The sequence below is a fragment of the Psychrilyobacter piezotolerans genome, from assembly GCF_003391055.1.
Classification (GTDB): domain Bacteria; phylum Fusobacteriota; class Fusobacteriia; order Fusobacteriales; family Fusobacteriaceae; genus Psychrilyobacter; species Psychrilyobacter piezotolerans.
Genome location: NZ_QUAJ01000002.1, coordinates 13009 through 36963 on the forward strand (window position 1 = coordinate 13009; position 23955 = coordinate 36963).

A 23955-nucleotide genomic window follows, 5' to 3' on the forward strand; every position below is an offset into this window, starting at 1 on the left:
AGTCCCCCTTATTTTCTAAGAGAGTTGATAAACTCAACGGTAGTTTTTTCTATTTCATTTACTATATGATCGATCTTTTTATTATAATAATTATATAATATAAGTGCTGGTATAGCTACTGTAAGTCCTGCAGCTGTAGTGATTAAAGCCTGGGATATCCCGTCTGCCAGCATCTCCGGCTTTCCTGACCCTACTACTGCGATAACTCTAAATGCTGCGATCATCCCTGATACTGTCCCTAATAATCCTACCAATGGAGTTACATGAGCCACTACTCCCAATAACCACATATGATTCTCTAATTTAGGTATCTCTATCAAGGCTCTTTCTCTGGCTTTTTCTTCCAGATATTCGATATCTACCTTTCCATCAAAATCATGCTCTAATATGAGTTCTTTTAATACCTTTAAACTGGATGAATTCTCACTCTCACACAAACTCAAAGCTAACTCCTTGTCTTTAGAGGTAATCGCTTCCTCTAACTGTGCTTTCAGCTCATCTTTTATTCCTTTTTCATTCTTTAAAAAATATACAAATCTCTCTATTATTACTGTTGTTCCCAATATGGATAATAGCAGAATTCCATACATCAACATCCCGCCGCTCTTAAATATTTCTATCATGATTAAGTCTCCTTATAACTCTTTCTTTGTTATCGTTTTCCCTTCGCTAAGGAAAACTATCGTAAATAAATTCTGCACACTTTTTTACTTTGGTTCCTTTAGCGAAGAGGAACCATAGAAAGGAGGAGTCTTATTTTGAGCTCAAGGCCAATCCTGCTACCAATACTCCTAATATAGTCAATCCCCACACCACATAGTTAGGTTGTGTTTTTGTCTCACTTATATCTGCTAAAAGATCATCTGTCTGCTCGGTTTGATTGTAGTCTATATCAGTAGTTTCTAACTTTTGATCTGAATTATTTACTAAGTTTAGGTCCACTGCCTGTAATGTAGGGTCCTTTTCCTGCCCTTCCAACAATATTCTACCCTCTGTTGCAGTACTTTTATTGATCCCGCTGACTTCTTTCTGGATCTCTGCTTCACTTCCCTCTGCAAAAATACTCATCGACATCATTATTAATAGTAATCCACTTATAAATCTTCTCATCTTGTCCCCCTAATTATTGTTTGTTGTTTTTTCCTCTTTTTCTTGGGTTTTTTCAGTATTTACCTGTGATACTTCCTCTTTTTCATCTTCTTTTTTATCTTCTTTTTTTTCAAAGTATGAAGTGTATCTTTCTGCCACATCTTTATTTGCTGCCAATAGTTCATCGTAATATTTCTTAGCTTTCTCTGGCTTATCTTCATTTAGGTTTATCACCAATAATTTTTCCAAGATCAAGCCCCTGTATTTACTCTGAGGATAGGTTTCATAAAACTCTTCATAGGTTCTTTTAGCCTTCTCATCTTCTTTTTGAATCTCATAGGTCGTTGCAATCTTTAATTTTGCCGCTTCCCTCAGACTGCTCTCTTCATATAAAAGCTCTATCCTCATAAAGTTTCTAAGTGCCTTACTGTAATCCTTTGAGTTAAAATATATCTGCCCTATACGATATGTAGCTGTATCCTTATATGGACCATCTTCTACCTTCAATATATTTTCATAATATTTTTTTGCCTCATCATAGTTTTTTTCCTTATAATAGTTAGCTGCTAAATTGAAGTTTACCCTACTTCCATACTCTGCATTGTCTGTCAGTTTTTTATATTCCACTACAGCCAGATCCATCTTCCCTTGTTTTTCATAGATAAGTGCCGACAAATATATCTTTTCATTGGGATCACTTATTTTTTCCTTCCATAGGTTGGCATTTTCATAGTCATCCACATTGTAATATAAAGTTGTAAGCTCCTTGGCTGTTTTATTTTTCAGCTTTTCATCGGTTGTCTCCTGGTATATCTTGGCATAAGTTTTAGCTGCACTCTTTATATCGTTTAATTTAAAATATGCATCAGCCCTGTAAAAATTAACATCTGCTATATAATCACTCTCAGGATACTCCAAATTGAATTCCCCGCTTTTTTTAATTACATCTTCGTATTTTCCCTGGGTATAGAGGATATTTATCCCCCAGTACAATGATTTTCGGGCATACACACCTTTTTTATCTTCTTCATAGAGATCGTTATATCCACTAAAAGACAGATCAAATTTTCCCTCATTATAATATGTTTCAGCTATCTGGAACTGGCTGTATTCCTTATATTTTGGATCTTTTCCCAATTCACCAAATATTTCCCTGGCATCTGAATATTTCCCCAGTCTAAAGTTGGACAGGGCTTCTAAATCCATAACTTCATTTTTATATTTTTTGTACTCCTTCACTGTAAAATATTGTTCGGCAGATCCTATGGCATCACCATAATTTTTAGCAGCAAAATGAGTCTTTATCAGATTATAGCTGGCTTTTTCTTTTTGATCCAAACTCGCATCTTTTCCTGTCATTACACCTTGAAATTTTGTTGCTGCTTTCTCATATTGTGTCAGTCCCAGATATGCAACTCCTAAAAGATACCTGTTTTCTGCTGTTTTAGGCTGGGGAGTCAGGTATGTTATCAGATCCCTATAACTTCCATCTGCTACCAGGATAGTTATCAAATTTTCTGAAATTTTAGTGTCGTTATAGGATCTTAAATACTCTTTATAAGTATCTTTAGCTGCCTTTATATTCCCGCCCTTATAATATGTATTCCCTACTATAAGATAGATCTTTTGTCTGTATTCTATATCTGTAGAAAACTTAGTTTTATATTCCTCGAACCTCAACCTTGTATTTTCCAGATCCTTTAATTTACCGTTAACCAGGATCAGTTGGTAAAGACCTTCCTTACTCTGTGTTCTATTATATACATCTGTATAATAAATTCTGGCTTTTTTATAGTTTTTTGTCTCAAAATACGATTTCCCTAAGAATAGATCTATATTATTTCTATACTCCCTCTTCATCTTAGATTCATCATAAGATTTTAAGTCTTTTATCACTTCACTATATTTTTCAGCTCTAAAATCTATCAGTGCCATATAGTAGATCCCTTCGGAATTTAGATTCGTTCCCAGAAGATTTTCAAATCCTTTTTTCGATCTTTCAACCAGCTTGTCACCCTCTATACCACCTTTTGATTCTCCTACCTCAAGCATACTAAAGGCTGACCCGTATATAACTTTAGGATCACTGGAATTTTTTACTAATTCATAGTATTTCAATGAATTCTCATAATTTTTTTTTGCAAAATAATAATTGGCTAAAAGTATATTGGCTTTCTCCTCATTACTACCGCCCATTGATTTTTTATAGTATTCCCCTGCTTTTTCCATATCTTCGGTGGATAGATAGATATCCAAAAGACCATATCTCACATCCGCTATATATTTACTCTGAGGATAATTTGTTTCCACCTCTGTTAATTTTTTTATAGACAGATCATTATTTCCCAACTTATACTGGTTCATCCCATACATATAGCTGGCTAACTCTATGTTCTTCCCCAAAGCGTCACCCTTTAAATATTCATCTAAATAGATGGTGCTGTTCACATACTCCTCGTTATTATAAGATGACAGGGATATATACAGGAGGGCATCTTTTGATCTTGCAGGTTTAGTAATGAGATATTTAAAAGTTTTTTTAGCCTCTTCATATCTGCCGTTTTCATAGTAGGATATTCCCAGATAATAGACAGCATCTATTTTTTCAGGAGAATCTTTATCAATTAAGTTGATCTCTTTTTTGGCTCCATTATAATCCTTTAGATAAGTTAAATTTCTGGCTAAATAATAATGTGCTTCATTTTTCTCATCTTTTTTTAATCTTTCCAATTTTAAATATTGATTAAAATAAGTTGCAGAACTCTTATACTCTTTATTCAAATAGAGAGTTTTAGAAAGTCTCTCCAGTGCTACTTTTTGATACCTGCTGTCGGGATATTTCCCTACAAAAGTTTTCAATTCATCTGCAGCCATGGAATATTCTTTAGCTTCATATAATTTATCAATGTATTTCATATCATCTCTATCTGTAGCAAAAATTTGACTCCCCACTACAATCAAAAGGGATAAAATAAATAATTTTTTCTTCATGAGTTCCTCCTACCTTAATTTTTCTAGTACACTCTCAACCTCTTGAATTGAAAGATCGGTATTAAAACATGGCCCATTTATTTTTTTATTGAATACACCGTATACAGACATTGGAAAAGCATCATAGATTCCTGCTACTAAATCTCTTTCACAGGCTACAGCTATTACAAGTTTTGGTTTTGTTTCTTTCAAAAACTTACGAGCCAGTGTTCCGCCGGTAGCGATCTTAGCTTTCACGCCATATTTTCTTTGTAATTTCAGGATATCTCCTACTTTGCACTTCCCGCATTCCTTACAATTTTCTACCCTGGATGTCACCTTTAACGGGCATTCATAATTTTGAATACAATGGGGGAGTAAGATAGATACCCTGTTTGCAGGTATATTCTTACATCGTTTTAACACGACACCATTATTAAAACGGATAAATATCTTAGAGATCCTGCTATTCTCAATCTCTTCTTTGGAAAATTTTCTAGCTATGATCACTAGAAGGTAAAATATGAGATATATCCACCTTAAAATAACTAATTTCAACATATTATCTTCTCCATCAGGCCTATAGATAAAAACCTTTATAAACCTTATTTAATCAAGGGATTCTTACATATGGTACTCTTAGTTAGTATATCATATTAAAATTACACCGTCAAAAAAAGCTCAAGTTTTAACCAAAACTTGAACTTCCTTATATTTTAATCTTTTAATGCTAAAGGCATCACTAGATATTTAAAATTCTTTTCATTTTCTATCGTCAATTCCACAGCACCACTAGAAGTGGAAAGATTCAAAAATACATTTTTTCCCTTTTCTATAAAAGCAAGATAATCCAATAAAAACTTTACATTGAGAGATATTTTCAGATCTTCTCCATCTTTTTTTATCCCTATAGTTTCATTGATCTTAGCTATTTCAGATATCCCGCTTACTTCCAAGAGATCATCTTTAAATTCAAATATCCCGCTATTTTTAGATTCTGTATTATTTCTAACAAATATCTGTACCCTTTTAAGTACATTTTTAAATTCAGCCGAATCTATTAAAACTTCTTTGTTGTATCCTGTTGCATTTAATATCCCATCATAGTCCGGGAATGGCAGATCAATTACCCTGGTCAATATCTCGGTAGCTCCCACTATGAATTTAACCTGGTTTCCTTCATATGTAAAGATAATATCATCGACTTTTTTTGAAACTAAAATTTTTATCATAGCTTCTACACTTTTTAGGGGGATACTGACTTTTAATTCCCCATCCAGGTCTACTTCCTCGGTTATATAGACCAGTCTGTATGTATCTGTTGAGATTAATTTCAACATCCCGCCTTCCAATTCCATCCTCAAACAATTTATAGATATATTATCTGTAGTTTGAGAAGCCGCAAACTTTGATTTTTCCAATAAGTTCACAAAAAGTTCTATGGGCAATTTATATTCTTTCCCGCCTTTAAATCCTCTGATTTTTGGATATTCATCAGCATCAAAAACAGAAAATTCCGAAGATGAATCTTCAGTTTCTATCAAAAGAGTTTTTCCATCTATACTAAGAGTTATCTCGGTGTCACTGATCTCTTTCAGGTATTCTTCCACCAATTGATGGGAAAATACCAGATTTCCGCCCTCTATTACCTCTCCTTCCATCTTGGATGTAACCGTTAATTCTAAGTTTGTTCCCTTTAAAATTATCGTGGAATCATTGGCCTCCATATATACACCTGAAATAATAGGTCTTATTTTATTTTCAGTGATAGCCTTACTGACTATCCTTAAAGTTTTTAAAAATTCTTGTTTATTTACTTTTATTTTCAATTTTTACCTCCCATGTGCTAATTCCTTTATTACTACCTTTCCCTCGATTCACCAGTACTCAAAATTCTTTTTAACTACACGCTTTTCTACGATTATCAAAATCAAGTATAGTTAAAACTTGATTTTGAATGTCGATTCTAACAGTTGTAATCTCGAGAAACCATAAAAAAGAAGAGTCTGTTTCAATTCACTTATTCTACCACATCTATCATTAAAATTAAAGATTCCCCACCGGAAAAAGGCGGGGAACTTATATTATTTAAATAAATAGGGCTTCAATTCCTCACTAAATCTTGTTTTAAGCTTTAATAAGGTCTTTTTCTCAATCTGCCTCACTCTTTCTCTGGTAATATTAAATGTCTTACCAATTTCTTCTAAAGTATGGATATCGTATCCATCTATTCCATATCTTAATTTCACTATCTCTTTTTCACGAGGTTTTAGAGCATCTAACATCTTAGTGATCTCTTCCCTGCCTATTCCTCTCAAAACCTGGTTTTCGAGGGACTGTTCTTCAGGCTGGCTTATGGTGTCTTCTAAGAAGATGTCCTCTCCTATGGAAGCATTCAAAGACATCAGATCTTGAAATTCTAACATTACTTTTTGAATCTTGTCTTCTGGTATACCTAAGCCCTTTGATATTTCATTAAAATCAGGATATTTACTGGTTTCCATCACATGATTCATAATATATTTATTTACTTTATTCAACATATCATATTTATAAGATGGTATCCTTATTTCCCTTCCCTTACTTATTATAGACTTAGTTATAGATTGTTTAATCCACCAAACTGCATAGGTTGAAAATCTAAACCCTTTATCCACATCAAATTTCTTAATAGCATGAATAAGCCCAAAATTACCTTCACTGATAAGGTCCATTAAACCCAGTCCTTTTCTAGTATATTTTTTAGCTACATTCACTACTAACCGTAAGTTGGACAGAATTAATTTTTCCTTAGATTCCTCACAGCCATTTTTAGCTGCTATAAGTAATTTTAATTCCTCTTCCTTTGTCAAAATTTCATACTGCCTAATATCTTTTAAATATAAAGATACTAAATCTTTTGTTCTCTCCATAGTCTCATCATCCTTAGTTTTAAAATTCTCTCTTTAAGTCTCTAGTCATCAATTCTTTTACCATTTCAGTTGCTAATTTATCTTCATATAATACCTTGTAGACACCTTCTAATATTGGCATTGACACTTTCTTCTTTTGAGCTAATTCGTAGACAGCTTTCACAGTCGGTACTCCTTCAGCTACCATCTCCATCTCATCTAAGATCTCTTGTAATTTCCTTCCTTCACCTAATTTTTGTCCCACATATCTATTTCTACTGTGGGTACTAGCACATGTTACTATCAGATCTCCCATTCCAGAAAGTCCCGAAAAAGTCTCAGCTTTAGCTCCTAAAGCTTCTCCAAACCTTATCATCTCTGCTAATCCTCTAGTTATAAGAGCTGCCTTTGTGTTGTCTCCAAGCCCTATTCCATCAGCTGCACCTGCAGCTATTGCAATACCATTTTTCACAGCCCCGCCTAGTTCTACCCCGATAATATCATTACTTTCATACACCCTGAAATTTTCTGTATTAAAGAGTTCCTGGATTTTTTTAGCACACTCAGATTCCCCGGCAGCCACTATTGTAGACGGAAGATTTTTAGCCACTTCCTCTGCATGGGTAGGACCAGAAAGAATCACAATATTCTTGTGGAATTTCCCCAATATTTCATCCTTAATCACCTGGGATAATCTCATCCCTGTAGAAATCTCTATCCCCTTGGCAGTGTTAACTATTATTGTTTTTTCTGTCAGCTGACAACTGATCTTTTCCATAACAGATCTCAATACTTGGGATGGTACAGCCATGATCAGGTATTCTACCCCATCTAACAAACCTTCGATCTTAGATGTTACCTGTAAAGTTTCTGGAAATTCAGCATTGGGTAAAAACTTTTTATTTACCCTGCTTTTTTGCAATAATTCTGCCCTCTCTTCGTTGTAATCCCATAAAGTTACATTGTTTCCTTTAGACGCTATAATCCTAGCAAGTGCTGTTCCCCAAGAACCTGCTCCCATCACTACAATTTTCCCCATAATTTACTCCTTTTTTAAAATCGTTTAAATTATTTTTTAGCTCCAAATTTGTTTTCATTTCCATGAAGAAGTCTTTGTATATTACTTCTATGTTTGAATATTACAAATAAAGCTATTATAAGGGCAAATCCAAACATATTCCATTTTCCCAGCTCCGGCTTCACAGGCATAAACAGTACCAATATCGGAAATAATCCTGCTGCTGATACAGAAGCCAGGGATACGTATTTAGTTGAAAATGCAATCAGTATAAATACAGCCACTAAGATTAAAACTATATTTGGAACTAAGTATAAAAATACTCCTAAACTAGTAGCTACACCTTTTCCGCCTTTAAATTTTAAAAACATGGACAGGGTATGACCAACTATCGTCACTAACCCTACCAAGATAAGCTGCCACCCATTTATTCCAGCTAAATGTGCTAGAAAAACCGGCAGATATCCCTTTAAGGCATCTGCCAAAAGAACAATTATCCCGTATTGTTTTCCAAGTACCCTGTATGCATTGGTTGCACCGGTATTTTTACTGCCGTGTTCTCTGATATCTATACCTTTAAACTTTTTTCCTATAACTACACCTGTTGGAATAGATCCCATGAAATAAGCTATTATTAAAAAAATTATCAATTTAACTTCCATCTTCCCTCCTGTACGGATAATTCATGAATTATCCCTTCTTTAAAAATTTCCCCACTACCTCAATATGACTGGTATTAGGAAACATGTCTAACGGACAAACTTTGGTTAACTTATATCCCAATCCTTCTAATATCTGCGTATCCCTGGCAAATGTTGACGGATTACATGATATATATACCACTTCTTTTATCTTTGTTTCAGATAACTTTTCCAGTATATTCTGTGCTATTCCCTTTCTAGGGGGGTCAAATATTATTGAATCTATTTGATTTCCTGTTTCGATTAGTTCAATTAATTTTTCCTCAGCTTTACCATTTATAAATTCTATATTCTCTATCTTATTTTCTGCACTTGTTTTTAGTGCAGCTCTTGTTGCTGATTCCACTATCTCTATAGCGTAGACCTTATTGGCGTCCTTTGACAGGATCATAGCGATAGTTCCTGTACCTGAATAAGCATCCACTATATTTTTATTTTTTATGTCGTCAAAGTAAGAGATCGCCTTCTCATATAACTTTTTAGTCTGTTCTATGTTAATCTGGAAAAACGATGTAGGAGATATGTTAAACTCAATTCCATACAGTTCTTCCTTTATATATTTTTCCCCCAACAGATGGATATTTTGCTCACCTAAAGCAAAATTTGTCCTCTTGTTGTTGATAGAAACGTATACAGACTTAATCTTGTCGTTTTCATTATACAGGGTATTTAAAACCTCTTCTATTTTTGAATCTACCTTACCTTTAATGATAAGTACAACCATAGCCTCATTGAATGACGTGGTTCTGACCATTATATGTCTCAATATTCCCTTATGAGCTTTTTCATTGTATACACTTAGTTTAGCTTCATTTAGGAGTTCTTTGATCCTGGATATAATTTCATTTGAAAGCTGGGATTGAAGGATATTTTCCTCTACTTCAAAAACTTCATGGGATCTTTTTTTAAAGAATCCTGATATAATCTTTCCGTTTTTACGTGCAAAGGGTTCGATCACTTTATTTCTATAGTTAAATTGATTTTCTGCTCCTACGGTGTCCGATATTTCTACCTTATCTAAATCTACCTTCCCTACTCTGGAAAGCACATCTTCTACCATGAGTTTTTTATACTTTAACTGCTCATTGTATTTAAGCATGGCAAAGTCGCAGCCATGATGTTCTTCAAAACTTATTTTGTCTCCTGCTGCTCTATCTATTCCAGGTGTTATTATCTTTTTTATAAGAGCTCTTCCATATGTTTTTTTTAGTGAAATTATTTCTACTTCTAAGACATCCCCAGGTACAGACATAGGTACAAAAATAGCTAGATCGCCATAATATCCTAATCCTTCACCACCAAAAATTATCTTATCTATTTTAATCTCTACTATATTTCCTTTTTTCAACTTCTACCTCTTTTCATAACAATTTATAATCAAACTAGCACTTACTCATCATACAACCTAAATCGACCAAAGTCAAGTTTCAAAGCTTTTTATTTCATTTTGAAACACTTTTTCCCATCTTGACATAGTTTATAGACTCGGAAACTTCCATCCCCAACTCTTTTTCAGCACGTTTTTTAATTGTATTTAAGTCCATTTTTTCTGTCAATTTTATTTTTTCCCTGGATATATCCTTTTGAAGGTTCTGATTATAGGTTTTCTGTGCCTTAATCTCCTTACTCACTCTGACTGCCTCTATAGTATAATGCAGACGTAACCCTTCCATAAAAATTAAAAAAATTATCGGTAATAAAATCATTAATATTTTACGTCTTTTTTTCATAACTTTTCTACTACTCTCAATTTGGACGAATGTGCTCTATTGTTAAATTCCAGCTCATCTGTATTAGGAATAACAGGTTTTCTTGTTATACGTTTCACTGTTGCTTTATGGTTGCATTGACAAACCAATAGATGGGATGGGCAGAGACAATCTGTAGACAGCTCTTTAAATTTTTGCTTCACTATCCTATCCTCTAACGAATGGAAGGTAATTATAGCCAGTCTTCCCCCTGGCTTCAACAGGTTAACCGCCTTATCAATTACGTTTTCAAGTACATCCAATTCCTTATTAACTTCTATCCTTATAGCTTGGAAGGTTTTTTTAGCCGGATGTTTCTTAGGATGTCCTTTGATAGCTTTTTTGATTACCGCTACCAAATCTCCAGTAGTTTCTATAGCTTTTTCCTCTCTGTTGTGTACTATATATTTAGCTATCTTTCTGGCATATCTTTCCTCACCATACTCATATATGATTCTCGAGATCTCCTCTTCCTCATAGTTGTTTATTACTTCGTAGGCTGAAATAGGCATATTTTTATCCATTCTCATGTCTAAACGAGTATTATATTTATACGAAAACCCTCTTTCAGGATCATCCAGCTGTTTAGAAGAAACTCCTATGTCCATCATTATTCCATCCACTTTATCGTATCCTGCCATATATACTACACTATCCATCTCCTGGAAATTAGATTTAAATATTTTTACTTTATCCCCGTACTTTTCCAACCTTTTCCCTGCAAAGTCAATGGCATTCTGATCCTGGTCTATAGAGATCAACACACCTTTTTCCGAAAGTCTTTTCACGATTCCTTCTGAATGACCTCCTCCACCTAGGGTCCCATCTACATACACCCCGTCTGCATTAGTAACCAATCTGTCTAAGGTCTCCTCATACAGCACCGGTATATGGTATTCACACTCTATCTCTTTATGCATTTTTCCTCCTACTTAAAACTGTTAATTTTCTTTTTCCCCTTTAACTTTTACGTCATTACACGCCTTTAAAGATAATGGAGTCTGCCCGCCTTTGGCGGGCAGACTCCATTAATTTTTCATTTCGTAAGGGTAATTCATGAATTACCCTTACGAAGAATTACCCCTACGAAATCATACTTAATATTCTAAAAATTAAATACTTTGCAAGACCCAGTACATAATATGCCAGGATTGGTGACAGATCTAACCTGGCACCACCTAAAGGAATCAATATTCTAAATGGTCTTAAGATTGGTTCTGTAACCGTATAAATCAAATCAATAAATTCATTCCTGCTTCTTGGAGCAATCCATGATAATATTATTCTCAATAAAATTAAAATTTTCAATATTTCTACTGCATAACTCACTACTCTATATATCAAAAACATCTATTCCTCCACTTATTCCATATTCATAAAATAATGTTTTGCTTTCACTGAATAATCCCATCCTGACCATATAGTCAAAATTACAGAAGGTAACATTATCCAAATATTTAAATTAATACCCAATACTTCGATCTGTGTTACTCCCAATATCATTATTATCACTATCCCTACCATCTGAGCAGTCGTCTTATATTTCCCCAGGTTCCCAGCAGGAATAACCTCTCCATTGGCGGCTGCCAATGACCTGATACCACTGATCAGGAATTCACGAGCCAGGACAACTATAGATATCCATGATGGTAAAAAGCCAACTTCTACAAATACCACCAATGCTGATATAACTAATATCTTATCTGCCAAGGGATCCATCAGCTTTCCAAAATCTGTAATCATATTATTTTTTCTAGCTATATATCCATCTAAAAAATCTGTAATAGATGCTATCGTAAACAACCCTAAAGCTATCATTCTGTATATAAATCCATTATCTCCATCAGATATTCCTAGAAAATAAATAAATGGAACTGCTAAAACCATCCTTGCCATGGTTAATTTATTAGGCATATTCATACGCATCTTCATCTTCATTCCTCCTAAAGCTTAGTTAACTTCATTTGCTACTATGGGCCCTAACAGGTCATAATTGAAGTTCTGTTCTACTTTCACTTTCACTATCTCCCCTGGTTTAGCAGTCCCGTCATTGGTTAAAACTTTACCATCTATCTCCAGAGCCTGTCCTCTTGTTCTTCCTTCCAGCATATATTCGGATTCTTCCGATACACCGTCTATCATCACTTCTATCTCTTTTCCCAAGAATGATCTGTTCTTCGCTTCTGCAATCTCAGCTTGTAAATTGGTAAGTTCTACCCATCTTCTATGTTTTGTATCTTCATCCACTTGGTTTTCCATATCATAGGCTACTGTATCTTCTTCTCTTGAATATTTAAAGGCACCAATATAATCAAATTTAAATTCTTCTACAAAATCCTTTAATTCCTGGAAATCATCTTCTGTTTCACCTGGGAATCCCACTATTAGAGAAGTTCTAAATGTAGCATCTGGAATCTCTCTTCTGATCTTACGTAACAACTCTTTAGAAGCATCTCCAGATATGGCTCTTTTCATCCCTTGCAGCATAGAATCAGATACATGCTGAATGGGGATATCAAAGTAATTACACACTTTTTCTTCCGTCTTCATAACTTCTATAAGTTCATCAGTTACTGAATTAGGGAACATATAGTATGTCCTGATCCATTTTAAGTCCTCTATCTTAGCTAACTCTTTCATTAGGTCAGGCAAGGCTTTTTTCTTGTATAGATCCAGTCCATATTCAGTAGTTTCCTGAGCTAATAAGTTTATCTCCCTAACACCATTTGCCACTAACCTCTCAGCTTCTACTACGATATCTTCAATAGTCCTGCTACGAAGATTTCCACGTAAACTAGGGATGATACAGTAAGTACATCTTCTATTACACCCTTCTGCTATCTTCAGGTACGCAGTATGCGGGAAAGTTGTGATTATTCTTTCCGTTTGAGCATTGGCCAAGAAATCTAAAGATTCACTTCTAATAACCCTTTTATCTGCTAATATCTCGTCGATTACTTCCTCTATCTTATCTACGTCACCAGTCCCTATTATCGCATCTACTTCCGGCATCTCTGCCAACAGTTCATCGGCATATCTTTCCGCCAGGCAGCCAGCTACAATTATCTTCTTTAATTTCCCACTTCTTTTATGCTCTGCTACTTCTAATATACTTTGAATAGATTCCTCTTTGGCATCACCAATGAATCCACAAGTATTTATGATACAAAGATCTGCGTCCTCCACCTCTGTAGTGATCTCAAATCCTTTTTTATTTACTAATATTCCTAAATAATGTTCTGTGTCTACTAGGTTTTTACTACAACCTAAAGTTATAACGGCTAATTTCATCTTCTACTCCTACCTTTTTTTTTGTTTAAAAACATTTTTTCACTCTTCTTTTTTTACATTTTCCATCTTTAAATTATAGCATATTTAACTAGGAATTGCTAGAATTTCGACCTCAAGATTCCACAGATTCATCATGTGTTTTATAAGGTTTTTCAATTTTATTCTACCATATGAAAAGATGAAAGGCAGCTGCCTTTCATCTTTTCATATGATTCTCTTTATACTTCTTCTATTAAGAACAGATCGGCTCCCTTAGTTACAGGTGCTCCGTCAGTTAACACTGCTTTTACTATTCTACATCTTTTTTCTGCTTTTACTTCATTCATAAGCTTCATAGCTTCTACGATACATAGAATATCTCCAACTTCTACAATTTGTCCTTCTTTTACAAATTTGTCTGCGTCTGGAGATGGTGCACCATAAAATGTTCCTACCATAGGTGATTTTATAGAGTCATAGTTTTTCGTCTCTACCTCAGTTTTAGCTTTCTTTGCTTTTCTAGGGGCTGCCGCTACAACTCTTGGCTCTGCCACTACTTGAGTTACAGTTGCTTTTTCTATCTCTCTTTTAAGAGAAACTTTAGTTCCTTCACTCTCTAAAGTTATCTCCTCTAACCCGTATTTTTCTATATTTTCAGATAATTCCTTTATAGCTTTTACATCTATTTTCATATTTCCTCCTGCTAATATGGATAAGCACAAGGCATTACCCCTATATTTTTATTTGTTAATATTGCGTCATTGGCGGTTAAGCTCTTAATTATTCCCTATTATCCTGATCTCACTTACACCTGGCTGTTCAGTTATTTTTTCCAACATAGTTTCTATATTTCTTAGTGAATCAGCATTAGTTCTAAGTGCCAAAGTAACCCTTGCAATTCCGTCGATAGGTATATTTTGAGTTATTGTAAGGATATTTACTCCTGAAGCTGCTATTACATTGAATATTTTAGATAACATCCCCGGCTCATCATGGAGTGCCATATTTATATTAAATACAGTATCTTTTCCACTTTCAAAAAATGGTTTGATAAAATCTTTATATTTATAATATGTACTTCTACTTATTCCCACTCTTTTTATTGCCTCATACTTTGATATTCCCTCTTTTTGAACTATTTCATTTACCTTAATTACATTTTGAATTGAATTAGGTAAGATCCTTTTATCTACTATAAAAAATTCTCTTGATTCAGTTACCATGTCCCCACCCCGTTAATTTATATTTTTTCCATTCTTGATTTTACTGTGTTTTTCATAAGCATTGCTATTGTCATAGGGCCTACTCCCCCTGGTACAGGTGTTATTAATGATGTTTTTTTAGATACATTTTCAAAATCTACATCTCCGCATAGTTTCCCTAAACTATTTCTATTTATGCCTACATCTATTACTATACTTCCCTCTTTTACCATATCTTCAGTCAAAAACTTTTCCCTTCCTATAGCCACTATCACTATATCTGCGTTTAAAGTTTTTTCCGATAGATTTTTTGTCTTACTGTGGCATAGAGTTACAGTTGCATTTTCATTGGTCAGCATAACTGCCAATGGTTTTCCAACTATATTACTTCTGCCTACTATCACTACGTCTTTACCATTCAGATCCAGCTCATACCTTTTTAACAATTCCATAATACCATATGGAGTGCAAGATTTAAACCCATTCTTTCCTATAACTAATTTACCTAAATTTATTGGATGAAATCCATCTACATCTTTATTTGGTTTTATAGCTTCTATTATTTTATCTTCATCTATATGTTTTGGCAGCGGCAACTGCACTAGTATACCATCTATTTCCTCTTTATTATTTAATTCTTCGATTAATTTTAAAAGTTCCGCCTCTGTAATTTCAGAATCCAAATTATATTTTTCAGAATATATACCCAAAGCACTGCATGTTTTTACTTTTGAATTGACATATACCTTAGATGCAGGATTTTCTCCCACAATAATTACTGCCAGACCTGGTGCTCGTTTACCACCTTTAGTCAATTCCTCTATCTCTATCTTCATTTCTTCTTTTATCTCTGCTGATATCTTTTTACCATCTATAATTTTAATCATTGTTTATTACCTGCTCCTTCCAGTAATTTAATTCCTGTAACTTAGCATATAGATCTATATTTTGTACTGCAATATGATCAGGTACCTCTAAATTTATTGGTGCAAAATTTAAAATCGATTTAACTCCTGCTTCCACCAATAGTGTAGCCATTTGCTGGGCTACTTTTTTAGGTACTGTTAAGATTGCTACATCTACCTTGTCTTTAGACTGTAAAAAGTATGGAATCTCCTTTACATCTCTGATCTTGATCCCTTTCATCTCAGTTCCAATCTTGGTGTCAGAATTATCAAAAACCCCTATTATATTGAAGCTTTCCTTGGTAAATTCAGGTTCTGAAACCAAAGCTCCTCCAAGTCTTCCTGCTCCTATAACTATTATATTATTCGTTTTGTGCACTCCTAATATTCTTTCGATATCGCTATAAAGAGTTCTGATTTGGTAACCCTTTCCTCTTATGCCAAATTCACCAAAATTAGACAGATCTTTTCTAATCTGAGCTGCTGTGAATCCCATTTTAAGCGCTAACTCCTCTGACGATATATAATCTTCAGGTGATAAATTTTCTAAACATCTCAAATATTTAGTCAATCTCTCTATCACCCTTGAGGATATCCCATTTCTTTTTTCTTTTATAATCACTCGTTTCCCCCTATAATTGAATTACTTTACTGCCTATACTAAATTTTTCCCCCACTTTAATATAGTTTCCATTCACTAAATCCGCTCCAGTCATTACCCTTTTATTTTCAGGCTTTATACTGGTTATTATTAAACTTCCATCCAATACCTTTATAATCGGGCCTTTTCCTTTAACCAGGTCCACCACTTCTCCAAATTCACCATCATAGACCCTGTCGTATTTTTCTACAAAATATATTTTGTATAATTTTTCATTACAGAATGAATATGCAGATGGAAACGGATTTAATCCCCTTACAAAATTATATACCCTTTCCATGGAATGATCCCAGTGTATCTCACATTCCTCTTTTTTGATAGGTTTAACAAAAGTTACCTTGGTCTCATCTTGGGGAGTTCTAGTGGCAACTCCGCTTTCTATCATATTTACAGCTTTTAACAGGGCTTCGCTTCCTATTACAGCCAGTCTATCGTGCAGATCCTCCAGTGTATCCATTTCATCTATCGGTGTTTTAGCCTGTAAGATTATATCCCCGGCATCCAATTCCTTCACTATATCCATTATAGTGACCCCACTTTCCTTCTCACCATTTATTATGGCAGCATGGATTGGAGCAGCCCCTCTATATTTAGGCAGGAGTGATGAATGTACATTGATTATCCCCTTTTCAGGAATATCTATCAATTCCTGGGGTAATATCTTACCATAGGCCACTACTACGATAAGGTCAGGATTTAATTCTTTTACCAATTTTATCGTTTCCTCTTTCTTTACTGAATTAGGCTGGTATACAGGGATATCATTATCTAATCCGTATTGTTTAATCGGGTTAAACTTTATTTTTTTCCCCCTGCTGTTAGGTTTATCTATCTTGGTAAAAATCCCAATAACATCATGATTTTCATCCAGTGTTTTAAGTGAATTTAATGCAAATTCAGGTGTTCCCATAAATAATATTCTCAAATTATTTCTCCTTTATTACTTTTCTTTACTCTTCTTTTCTATGGTTTCTCTTCTCAAACGAAACCAAAGCTAAGTATTCTAGCGATAGTTTTCTTTGTATTTAAGAGAAAACGACAACAAGGAAAGAGTTATTTTTATTTTCCTAATTTTTTCAATGTTTCTTTTTTCATATTCACTAATTTTTTACTTACTAATCTTTTAGCCACAGGTGCTATCTTATCTACAAATAGAATTCCTTCTAGATGATCGTTTTCATGCTGGAACGCACGAGCCCAGAGGTCTTCTAACTCCTCTTCCACACTTTCACCGTTTTCATTTAAATATCTCACTTTTAAACTTTCAGGTCTCTTTACTTTCTTATGTATCCCGGGAACACTCAGACATCCTTCCTCATGGTCTACACAATGTTTGGAATATTCGATAAATTCAGGGTTGATTACCTTTTTAACTACCCCTTCCTCTGCTTCTACTACAAACATCCTCAAATTAATTCCTACCTGGGGAGCAGCTAATCCTATCCCGCTTATATCCCTCATAGTTTCTACCATTCCATCCAATATTTCCCTGATATCATCATCAATTTTTTCCACTTCTTTGTTTTTATCCCTAAGTACCGGGTCTCCATATGTTCTTATCTCAAAAATCATTTTTTCACCTCTTACATTAAATTTATAGGATCTACATCCACTATTATTCTATATTTATTGTTTTTAAATTTTAGCACAGTTTCTGCTATCTTTCCCTTTAATCTGTTTATCTCATGACGGCTTCCCTTTATAAATATCTGACACCTGTAGTTCCCGCCCATCTTATAGATTGGGGGAGCCATAGGCCCATACATCTCCAAAGTATCTTTTTTTATCTCTTTATAAAACTCACCGGTATATTCTTCTAATCCTTTTTCTTCCTTAGAGGATATGATAATATTTATTATCCGAGAAAATGGGGGATAGCTCAAGATCCTTCTGTTTTCTATTTCCTCTTCATAGAACCCTTCATAATCATTACTTATAATCTTTTGGATTACATAGTTATCAGGCTGGTATGTCTGGACTATTACTTCTCCTTTTTTTTCAGCCCGGCCTGCCCGGCCTGCCGCCTGACTCACCAGCTGGAAAGTTTTTTCCCCGGCTCTAAAATCCGGAAAATTTAATATACTGTCGGAATTTATTATTCCTACAAGGGTCACTTCGGGAAAATGAAATCCTTTGGATATCATCTGCGTTCCGACCATTATCTTATATTTTTTATTTAAAAAATCAGAATATATCCTGTTGTGGGAATCTCTGGTTTTTGTAGTTTCCGAGTCTACACGCAAAATAGGCAGATCAAAGAGTTCATTTAACTCCGATTCCACCCTCTCTGTACCCTTCCCTGAAAACTTCAATGACTTTTCCTTACAGTTGCTGCAGGTATTGGAATATCTTTTGGTATACTCACAATAATTACACTTATAAAGACCATCTTTTTTATAATAACTGAGAGATATGGAGCAATGGGGGCAGGTCTCTATATGCCCGCATTCATGGCATTGGACAAAGGTTGAATACCCCTTTCTGTTGAGGAGGAGCATTATCTGCTCGTCTTTTCTCAGCCTTCCAGCCATATGATCTATCAGGTCTTCACTGAAAAAATCATTTTTTTCGCCCTTCATATCCACTAATTTCATATCTGGTTCAATTGCCTTCCCATACCTTTTTTTCAATTCCAACAATTGAAATACTCCCTGGGCAGCATGATAATAGGATTCTATAGATGGTGTGGCTGACCCTAGGAGTACCTTAGCTCCCTCTATCTCTGCTCTTTTTATGGCTACATATTTTGCATTGTATCTGGGATTACTATCCTGCTTATAGGTGCCCTCATGCTCCTCATCAATTATGATATATTTAAGATCTTTTACAGGGGCAAAGATTGCAGACCGCACTCCTAACACAACCCTTTTTTTACCAGAATAGATGTCTTTCCACTCGCCAGCCCTTTCTTTTGCTGTTAGTCTGCTGTGTAAAATTGCAATTTCATCAAACTCACGTTTAAATCTATCTACCATTTGAGGAGTAAGGGAGATCTCAGGAACTAAAAATATAGCTCCTCCCTCCCTTTCCAATGCATCTTTTACAAGCTCAATATATACCTCTGTTTTTCCGGAACCAGTTATCCCTTTTAAAAGATAGTATCTTTTGGTTCCTTCTAATATTTTATTTTTTACCTCTGCCTGCTCCGCAGTCAGGTGTGATTTTTTTCTAGTGTATCTATATTTTATACTATTTTCTTCATTTTTTAAATACTTATTTTCTTTAATTGTATTATTTTCTAATACAACTTGAGATTTTATGAACTTATCCAGTAGTTTTTTACCAAATTTTTGTACCATTGTAGTTTTAGCAGCTGTCTGTTTTTTAGTAATATAGTCTATAAATTCCCTTTCATTTTCATCCATGGGTATAATTGATTTATTGAAAATAATTCTTTTGCTATAGGAAATTTTTATGTCTTTAGGCCTTGACACTCCTATAATATCTCCAAAATTACAGAGATAATAATTTTTTATCCATAGAAAAAGGTCTATTAATTCCACAGAATAAGATACCTGCTCATCTACCTGACCGAGAATTTCACTTATTTTAAACTCATGGCCGATAGATTTATCCTCATATAGGATTACCCCGACTTTCTTAGTCCTCCTGAAATTTATCCAGACATGATCTCCTACCTTATATTTTTTGTCTCTATCCCAATAGGTGTAAAAACCATTTTCTACTCCCTCTACATATAATACATAGTTCATAATATCACTACCTTAATTTTATCTTTATTTTTTTTATATCCTCGATCTTTGTTCCCGGTTTGGGAGACTGTTCCACTACCCGGCCCTTACCATCAATTGCTATCTCAATCTTATATTTATTGGCTATCATCAGAGCTAACCTCACACCATTCCCCTTAAAATCCGGCAGTAGATCCAAATCTACATTTTCAGACAGGGTATTTATGTAGTCTCCCCCCTCTAAAACATCTACATTTTCCGGGGTGATCCCCTTGTATTTCAATATCCTGTCCAAGGTGTTTCTAAATACCGGAGCGGCTACCCAGGCACCAAATTTTCTCCAATAATTTTCTGCAACAGGTTTTTCAAACATGATCAACATTATATATTTCGGATTCTCTGCTGGAAATATTCCCATAAATGAAGACATATACTCCTGCTTGAGATATCCGCCGCGGCCACTTATCTGTGCTGTACCCGTTTTTCCTCCAATGGAGTATCCTAAGATAGCACCATTTTTCCCTGTCCCATTTTCCACCGTCTCCTTGAGCATCTCCCTTATTTTTTTAGAAGTCTCTTTGGATATAACCCGTCTTTCAGGATTGGGTATATTTTTTTTAATAGTTACTCCCTCCGGACTCTTTATATTGTCTACCAAATAAGGCTCATAATATATCCCGCCATTTACGGTAGCGGCTAAGGCAGATATCATTTGAAGGGGTGTTATAGCTATCCCCTGGCCATAGGACATGGTGTATTTTTTCATACCATCCCATTTTTTATAGGGAAGTTGTCTTGGAGCTAATTCTCCAAATGTATCTATCCCTGTTTTGTCATATAGGTTAAATTTCTTTAAATATCTTTCAAATGTCAATGAGTCCAGTTTTTCTGAAATCAATGACATCCCTACATTACTGGATACTCTCATGATTGTTTGAGGACTTATCTGTCCTATCCCGTGGGAATCACTGTCTCTTATTTTATGACCATACCTCATGATATATCCATCTGGATTGTCAAATCTCGTACTGTCGTTTATTACCCCTTCCTCATATGCTGCTGCCATGATTATCGGTTTAAATATCGATCCCATCTCATACTGTGATCTTATAGCCCTGTTATTTAAATATGCTATATTCGTGGCCCTTGGATAACTGGACATAGCCAATATTTTTCCACTGCTGGGATCCATCATTATTCCAACAGCTGATTTAGGAGTCACTTTTTCAAATTGTTTCTGCATCTCATCGTCCAGGATATATTGAATATAATAATCTATGGTCAACTGTACATTATTTCCGTCTTTTTCTAAAAAATCATTATTTTTTCTATCAGATGGCAGGAGTAAATTTCTAAAATTAGTATAATATCCATTTTTTTCTATTTTGTTTCTTTTTAAGTACTTATCATAGTATCTTTCTATCCCGTAAGTCCCTAATCTTCTTTTCTCTTCCCCTGAAAAAGCTCCCATAAATCCTATTATCGGTGCCAACTCATGGTAGGAAAAATATTTCCTTTGGGTTGAATGCTCAAAATATATTTCATTGGATTTGATCTTATACCTAGACAGTATCTCATCAATCTTATTTTTTTCAACCTCATCGACCTTATTTATTACCTTTATATACCTTTTATTCTTACTGTAATTATCTCTCAGTTTAGTTTTAAAATTTTTCACAGTAAAAGGTTTTACTTTTTTTAACTCCTCTACTATTTTATCTTTTTCCTCCAGCACATAAAATCTTTTTGGGTCTATTATAACTTTATAGATATCTACATCATAGGCTAACTCCCTTCCTGTAGAATCTAATATTTTTCCCCTCTTACCATTGAGGTAATATTTACCATAACTCTGCTGCTTTGCCAAGGCTGTAAATTTTTCATATTTCATCAGTTGAACCTGGGCTAACCTCAAACCTAAAATACCAAAAAAAAGTATCATAACAAAGGAAAATAAATATGTTCTCTGATTAAATAACTCCATACCACTAGATTTTTTTAATATTAATCTAACTGTATTCCCAAATAAAAAAATTATAAGTAGGGCAGCTGCGACACTAACTTTATTGAGTAAAAAGAATAATATTATCAGAAAAATTATAAGTAAGTTCATAATCCTTATTATCTTTCTTTTATTTTCCACATCTACACTCCTTTTGTTTATATGATAAAAAGAGCGGAATACCGCTCTTTTATTTTTTCTCTAGGAAATATTGCCACTATGATAATTTTTCTATTAATATATCCATAACCATCTGAGGATTTGCCTTCCCTTTAGATGCTTTCATCACTTGTCCCATAAGTCCCTTTACAACCCTTGGCTTTCTTCCTTCGTCAGCTACCTTATAATCTTCTACTAATTTAGGATTATTTGCCACTACTTCTACTACCATTTTTTCAATCTCAGAGGTATCGGCCACCTGTGCCATCTTTTCCTCTTCTACAATTGCCTTAGGAGATCTTTCATCATTTAATTTAATCTCAAATAATTTTTTTGCTATCTTACTTGATATAGCTCCCTTATCTATTAACTTTATTATCTCTCCTAATTCCTCTGAATTGATAGAAAAATCTTCAATAGTTTTATTATTATCTTTTAATATTCTAAGTACCTCTGTCAAGATCCAGTTACAGCTAAGTTTAGGATTATCAGAAGATATCACTACCTTTTCAAAGTAATCAGCTAATTCAATACTATTAGATAATGTCTCAGCGTCATTTTCACTGATCTTATAATCATCCACAAATCTTGCCATCTTAGCTACCTTAGATTCCGGCATCTCATCCTGTAATCTTTCTAACTGTTCATCTGTGATTACTATTCTTACCAGGTCTGGTTCAGGGAAAAATCTATAGTCCATAGCTTCTTCCTTACTTCTCATCACTCTGGTTACCTGGGCTTCCTCATCCCAAAGTCTGGTTTCCTGGTTGATTTCCCCGCCATTTTCTATCTCCTCTATCTGTCTGCCGATCTCATAGTCGATGGCACGAGCTACACCCTTAAATGAATTCAGATTTTTCACCTCTACCCTTGTACCAAATGCTTTTGCTCCTTTATGCATTACAGATATATTGGCATCACATCTAAGAGACCCTAATTCCATGGAAACATCTGAAATCTTTGTGTATTTCAATGCATCCTTTACTAAATTCAGATATTGGTACGCCTCTTCTGAACTTCTCATATCCGGTTCAGATACGATCTCGATAAGGGGCATAGATGCTCTGTTGAAGTTTATAAAAGATTCTTCTCCTGCATGGATAGATTTTCCTGCATCTTCCTCTATATGAATTCTAGTAACTCCTATCCTCTTGTCAGATCCATTGGATAGTTTAATATCTATATGCCCGCCTTCAGCATATGGATGATCAAATTGAGTTATTTGATAGTTTTTAGGGGTATCTGGATAGAAATAATTTTTTCTATCAAACTTACTCTCCTTGTTTATGTCGCAATTTAATGCAAATCCTGCTTTGATTGCATAGTCTAATACTTTTTTGTTAAGTTTTGGTAACGCTCCAGGATGTCCTAAACATATTGGACATGTATGTGTATTTTCTGGTGAGTTATCATAGTCACTGCTGCATCCACACCATACTTTTGTTTTTGTATCTAATTGGCAGTGTATCTCTAGCCCAATTACTGATTCCCATTCTATAGCCATATATATTCTCCTTCTTTATTATTTTTTATTCTTACCCTCTCTATCAGCATTCATTGCTATTAAAATTAAAAACTTTTGCCACCAATCTACACCAATTTTATAAAAATTTTGACGCAGACTAAAATCTGACACTTGAATACAGA

At 34.4% G+C, this 23955-nt stretch carries 23 protein-coding genes; all 23 read right to left on the bottom strand.

Annotation, left to right across the window (positions count from 1 at the left end):
* Positions 1-8 precede the first annotated feature (8 nt).
* The 23 genes from DYH56_RS01430 to gatB all read right to left on the bottom strand — a co-directional run bounded on the left by DYH56_RS01430 (position 9) and on the right by gatB (position 23812).
* On the bottom strand, positions 9-623 hold the full coding sequence (locus DYH56_RS01430; RefSeq protein WP_202922745.1) for a MotA/TolQ/ExbB proton channel family protein: 615 nt from the start codon (positions 621-623) through the stop codon (positions 9-11).
* 130 nt (positions 624-753) lie between these two features.
* Positions 754-1110 carry a hypothetical protein gene (locus DYH56_RS01435; protein WP_114641072.1) on the bottom strand — a complete coding sequence of 119 codons (357 nt, stop codon included), beginning with the start codon at positions 1108-1110 and terminating at the stop codon, positions 754-756.
* Between the two features lie 9 nt (positions 1111-1119).
* Positions 1120-4080, bottom strand: coding sequence for a tetratricopeptide repeat protein (locus DYH56_RS01440; RefSeq protein ID WP_114641073.1), 2961 nt, complete (start codon positions 4078-4080; stop codon positions 1120-1122).
* Positions 4081-4089: 9 nt separating this feature from the next.
* Positions 4090-4620, bottom strand: coding sequence for a DUF116 domain-containing protein (locus DYH56_RS01445; protein ID WP_114641074.1), 531 nt, complete (start codon positions 4618-4620; stop codon positions 4090-4092).
* A gap of 155 nt (positions 4621-4775) precedes the next feature.
* Positions 4776-5888, bottom strand: a complete 1113-nt coding sequence (dnaN, locus tag DYH56_RS01450; protein WP_114641075.1) for a DNA polymerase III subunit beta — start codon at positions 5886-5888, stop codon at positions 4776-4778.
* A 255-nt stretch (positions 5889-6143) separates the two neighbouring features.
* Complete coding sequence (locus tag DYH56_RS01455; RefSeq protein WP_114641076.1) at positions 6144-6971, bottom strand: sigma-70 family RNA polymerase sigma factor; 828 nt, start codon at positions 6969-6971, stop codon at positions 6144-6146.
* A gap of 19 nt (positions 6972-6990) precedes the next feature.
* The gene (locus tag DYH56_RS01460) at positions 6991-7989 is read right to left on the bottom strand and encodes an NAD(P)H-dependent glycerol-3-phosphate dehydrogenase (RefSeq protein WP_114641077.1); all 999 of its coding nucleotides are present in this window, start codon (positions 7987-7989) and stop codon (positions 6991-6993) included.
* A 29-nt stretch (positions 7990-8018) separates the two neighbouring features.
* Positions 8019-8630 (bottom strand): glycerol-3-phosphate 1-O-acyltransferase PlsY, encoded by a 612-nt coding sequence (gene plsY / locus DYH56_RS01465; protein ID WP_114641078.1) that lies wholly within the window; start codon positions 8628-8630, stop codon positions 8019-8021.
* Between the two features lie 28 nt (positions 8631-8658).
* Positions 8659-10017 carry a 23S rRNA (uracil(1939)-C(5))-methyltransferase RlmD gene (gene rlmD, locus DYH56_RS01470; RefSeq protein ID WP_114641079.1) on the bottom strand — a complete coding sequence of 453 codons (1359 nt, stop codon included), beginning with the start codon at positions 10015-10017 and terminating at the stop codon, positions 8659-8661.
* Between the two features lie 94 nt (positions 10018-10111).
* Positions 10112-10399 (bottom strand): hypothetical protein, encoded by a 288-nt coding sequence (locus DYH56_RS01475; protein WP_114641080.1) that lies wholly within the window; start codon positions 10397-10399, stop codon positions 10112-10114.
* Positions 10396-11337: a 16S rRNA (cytosine(1402)-N(4))-methyltransferase RsmH gene (rsmH, locus tag DYH56_RS01480; protein ID WP_114641081.1), complete on the bottom strand. Its 942-nt coding sequence runs from the start codon at positions 11335-11337 to the stop codon at positions 10396-10398. The genes DYH56_RS01475 and rsmH overlap by 4 nt, the downstream gene beginning before the upstream one ends.
* Positions 11338-11500: 163 nt before the next feature.
* On the bottom strand, positions 11501-11767 hold the full coding sequence (locus DYH56_RS01485) for a YggT family protein (RefSeq protein WP_114641082.1): 267 nt from the start codon (positions 11765-11767) through the stop codon (positions 11501-11503).
* Between the two features lie 12 nt (positions 11768-11779).
* A complete protein-coding gene (gene pgsA / locus DYH56_RS01490; RefSeq protein WP_114641231.1) occupies positions 11780-12337 on the bottom strand; it encodes a CDP-diacylglycerol--glycerol-3-phosphate 3-phosphatidyltransferase in 558 nt (185 codons plus the stop codon).
* A 30-nt stretch (positions 12338-12367) separates the two neighbouring features.
* The gene (gene rimO / locus DYH56_RS01495; protein ID WP_114641083.1) at positions 12368-13708 is read right to left on the bottom strand and encodes a 30S ribosomal protein S12 methylthiotransferase RimO; all 1341 of its coding nucleotides are present in this window, start codon (positions 13706-13708) and stop codon (positions 12368-12370) included.
* A gap of 218 nt (positions 13709-13926) precedes the next feature.
* Positions 13927-14379 carry an acetyl-CoA carboxylase biotin carboxyl carrier protein gene (gene accB, locus DYH56_RS01500; protein ID WP_114641084.1) on the bottom strand — a complete coding sequence of 151 codons (453 nt, stop codon included), beginning with the start codon at positions 14377-14379 and terminating at the stop codon, positions 13927-13929.
* Positions 14380-14463: 84 nt separating this feature from the next.
* Entirely contained in the window at positions 14464-14910 is a 447-nt protein-coding gene (locus DYH56_RS01505) for an ACT domain-containing protein (protein WP_114641085.1), read from the bottom strand.
* Positions 14911-14927: 17 nt separating this feature from the next.
* Positions 14928-15776 carry a bifunctional methylenetetrahydrofolate dehydrogenase/methenyltetrahydrofolate cyclohydrolase FolD gene (gene folD, locus DYH56_RS01510; RefSeq protein WP_114641086.1) on the bottom strand — a complete coding sequence of 283 codons (849 nt, stop codon included), beginning with the start codon at positions 15774-15776 and terminating at the stop codon, positions 14928-14930.
* Positions 15769-16416, bottom strand: a complete 648-nt coding sequence (locus DYH56_RS01515; RefSeq protein WP_233499971.1) for a redox-sensing transcriptional repressor Rex — start codon at positions 16414-16416, stop codon at positions 15769-15771. The genes folD and DYH56_RS01515 overlap by 8 nt, the downstream gene beginning before the upstream one ends.
* Positions 16417-16426: 10 nt before the next feature.
* The gene (fmt, locus tag DYH56_RS01520; RefSeq protein WP_114641087.1) at positions 16427-17380 is read right to left on the bottom strand and encodes a methionyl-tRNA formyltransferase; all 954 of its coding nucleotides are present in this window, start codon (positions 17378-17380) and stop codon (positions 16427-16429) included.
* A 134-nt stretch (positions 17381-17514) separates the two neighbouring features.
* Positions 17515-18027, bottom strand: a complete 513-nt coding sequence (gene def, locus DYH56_RS01525; protein WP_114641088.1) for a peptide deformylase — start codon at positions 18025-18027, stop codon at positions 17515-17517.
* Between the two features lie 11 nt (positions 18028-18038).
* On the bottom strand, positions 18039-20168 hold the full coding sequence (gene priA, locus DYH56_RS01530; protein WP_114641089.1) for a replication restart helicase PriA: 2130 nt from the start codon (positions 20166-20168) through the stop codon (positions 18039-18041).
* Positions 20169-20175: 7 nt separating this feature from the next.
* Complete coding sequence (locus DYH56_RS01535; RefSeq protein ID WP_114641090.1) at positions 20176-22290, bottom strand: penicillin-binding transpeptidase domain-containing protein; 2115 nt, start codon at positions 22288-22290, stop codon at positions 20176-20178.
* 76 nt (positions 22291-22366) lie between these two features.
* Entirely contained in the window at positions 22367-23812 is a 1446-nt protein-coding gene (gatB, locus tag DYH56_RS01540) for an Asp-tRNA(Asn)/Glu-tRNA(Gln) amidotransferase subunit GatB (protein ID WP_114641091.1), read from the bottom strand.
* Positions 23813-23955: the final 143 nt, after the last annotated feature.

Excerpts from the sequence above, each read along its gene's own strand:
- DYH56_RS01430 (WP_202922745.1), bottom strand. The coding sequence starts at position 623 with ATGATAGAAATATTTAAGAGCGGCGGGATGTTGATGTATGGAATTCTG.
- DYH56_RS01435 (WP_114641072.1), bottom strand. The coding sequence starts at position 1,110 with ATGAGAAGATTTATAAGTGGATTACTATTAATAATGATGTCGATGAGT.
- DYH56_RS01440 (WP_114641073.1), bottom strand. The coding sequence starts at position 4,080 with ATGAAGAAAAAATTATTTATTTTATCCCTTTTGATTGTAGTGGGGAGT.
- DYH56_RS01445 (WP_114641074.1), bottom strand. The coding sequence starts at position 4,620 with ATGTTGAAATTAGTTATTTTAAGGTGGATATATCTCATATTTTACCTT.
- DYH56_RS01455 (WP_114641076.1), bottom strand. The coding sequence starts at position 6,971 with ATGGAGAGAACAAAAGATTTAGTATCTTTATATTTAAAAGATATTAGG.
- DYH56_RS01460 (WP_114641077.1), bottom strand. The coding sequence starts at position 7,989 with ATGGGGAAAATTGTAGTGATGGGAGCAGGTTCTTGGGGAACAGCACTT.
- plsY (WP_114641078.1), bottom strand. The coding sequence starts at position 8,630 with ATGGAAGTTAAATTGATAATTTTTTTAATAATAGCTTATTTCATGGGA.
- DYH56_RS01475 (WP_114641080.1), bottom strand. The coding sequence starts at position 10,399 with ATGAAAAAAAGACGTAAAATATTAATGATTTTATTACCGATAATTTTT.
- rsmH (WP_114641081.1), bottom strand. The coding sequence starts at position 11,337 with ATGCATAAAGAGATAGAGTGTGAATACCATATACCGGTGCTGTATGAG.
- DYH56_RS01485 (WP_114641082.1), bottom strand. The coding sequence starts at position 11,767 with ATGTTTTTGATATATAGAGTAGTGAGTTATGCAGTAGAAATATTGAAA.
- pgsA (WP_114641231.1), bottom strand. The coding sequence starts at position 12,337 with ATGAATATGCCTAATAAATTAACCATGGCAAGGATGGTTTTAGCAGTT.
- rimO (WP_114641083.1), bottom strand. The coding sequence starts at position 13,708 with ATGAAATTAGCCGTTATAACTTTAGGTTGTAGTAAAAACCTAGTAGAC.
- accB (WP_114641084.1), bottom strand. The coding sequence starts at position 14,379 with ATGAAAATAGATGTAAAAGCTATAAAGGAATTATCTGAAAATATAGAA.
- DYH56_RS01505 (WP_114641085.1), bottom strand. The coding sequence starts at position 14,910 with ATGGTAACTGAATCAAGAGAATTTTTTATAGTAGATAAAAGGATCTTA.
- folD (WP_114641086.1), bottom strand. The coding sequence starts at position 15,776 with ATGATTAAAATTATAGATGGTAAAAAGATATCAGCAGAGATAAAAGAA.
- def (WP_114641088.1), bottom strand. The coding sequence starts at position 18,027 with ATGATTTTTGAGATAAGAACATATGGAGACCCGGTACTTAGGGATAAA.
- priA (WP_114641089.1), bottom strand. The coding sequence starts at position 20,168 with ATGAACTATGTATTATATGTAGAGGGAGTAGAAAATGGTTTTTACACC.
- gatB (WP_114641091.1), bottom strand. The coding sequence starts at position 23,812 with ATGGCTATAGAATGGGAATCAGTAATTGGGCTAGAGATACACTGCCAA.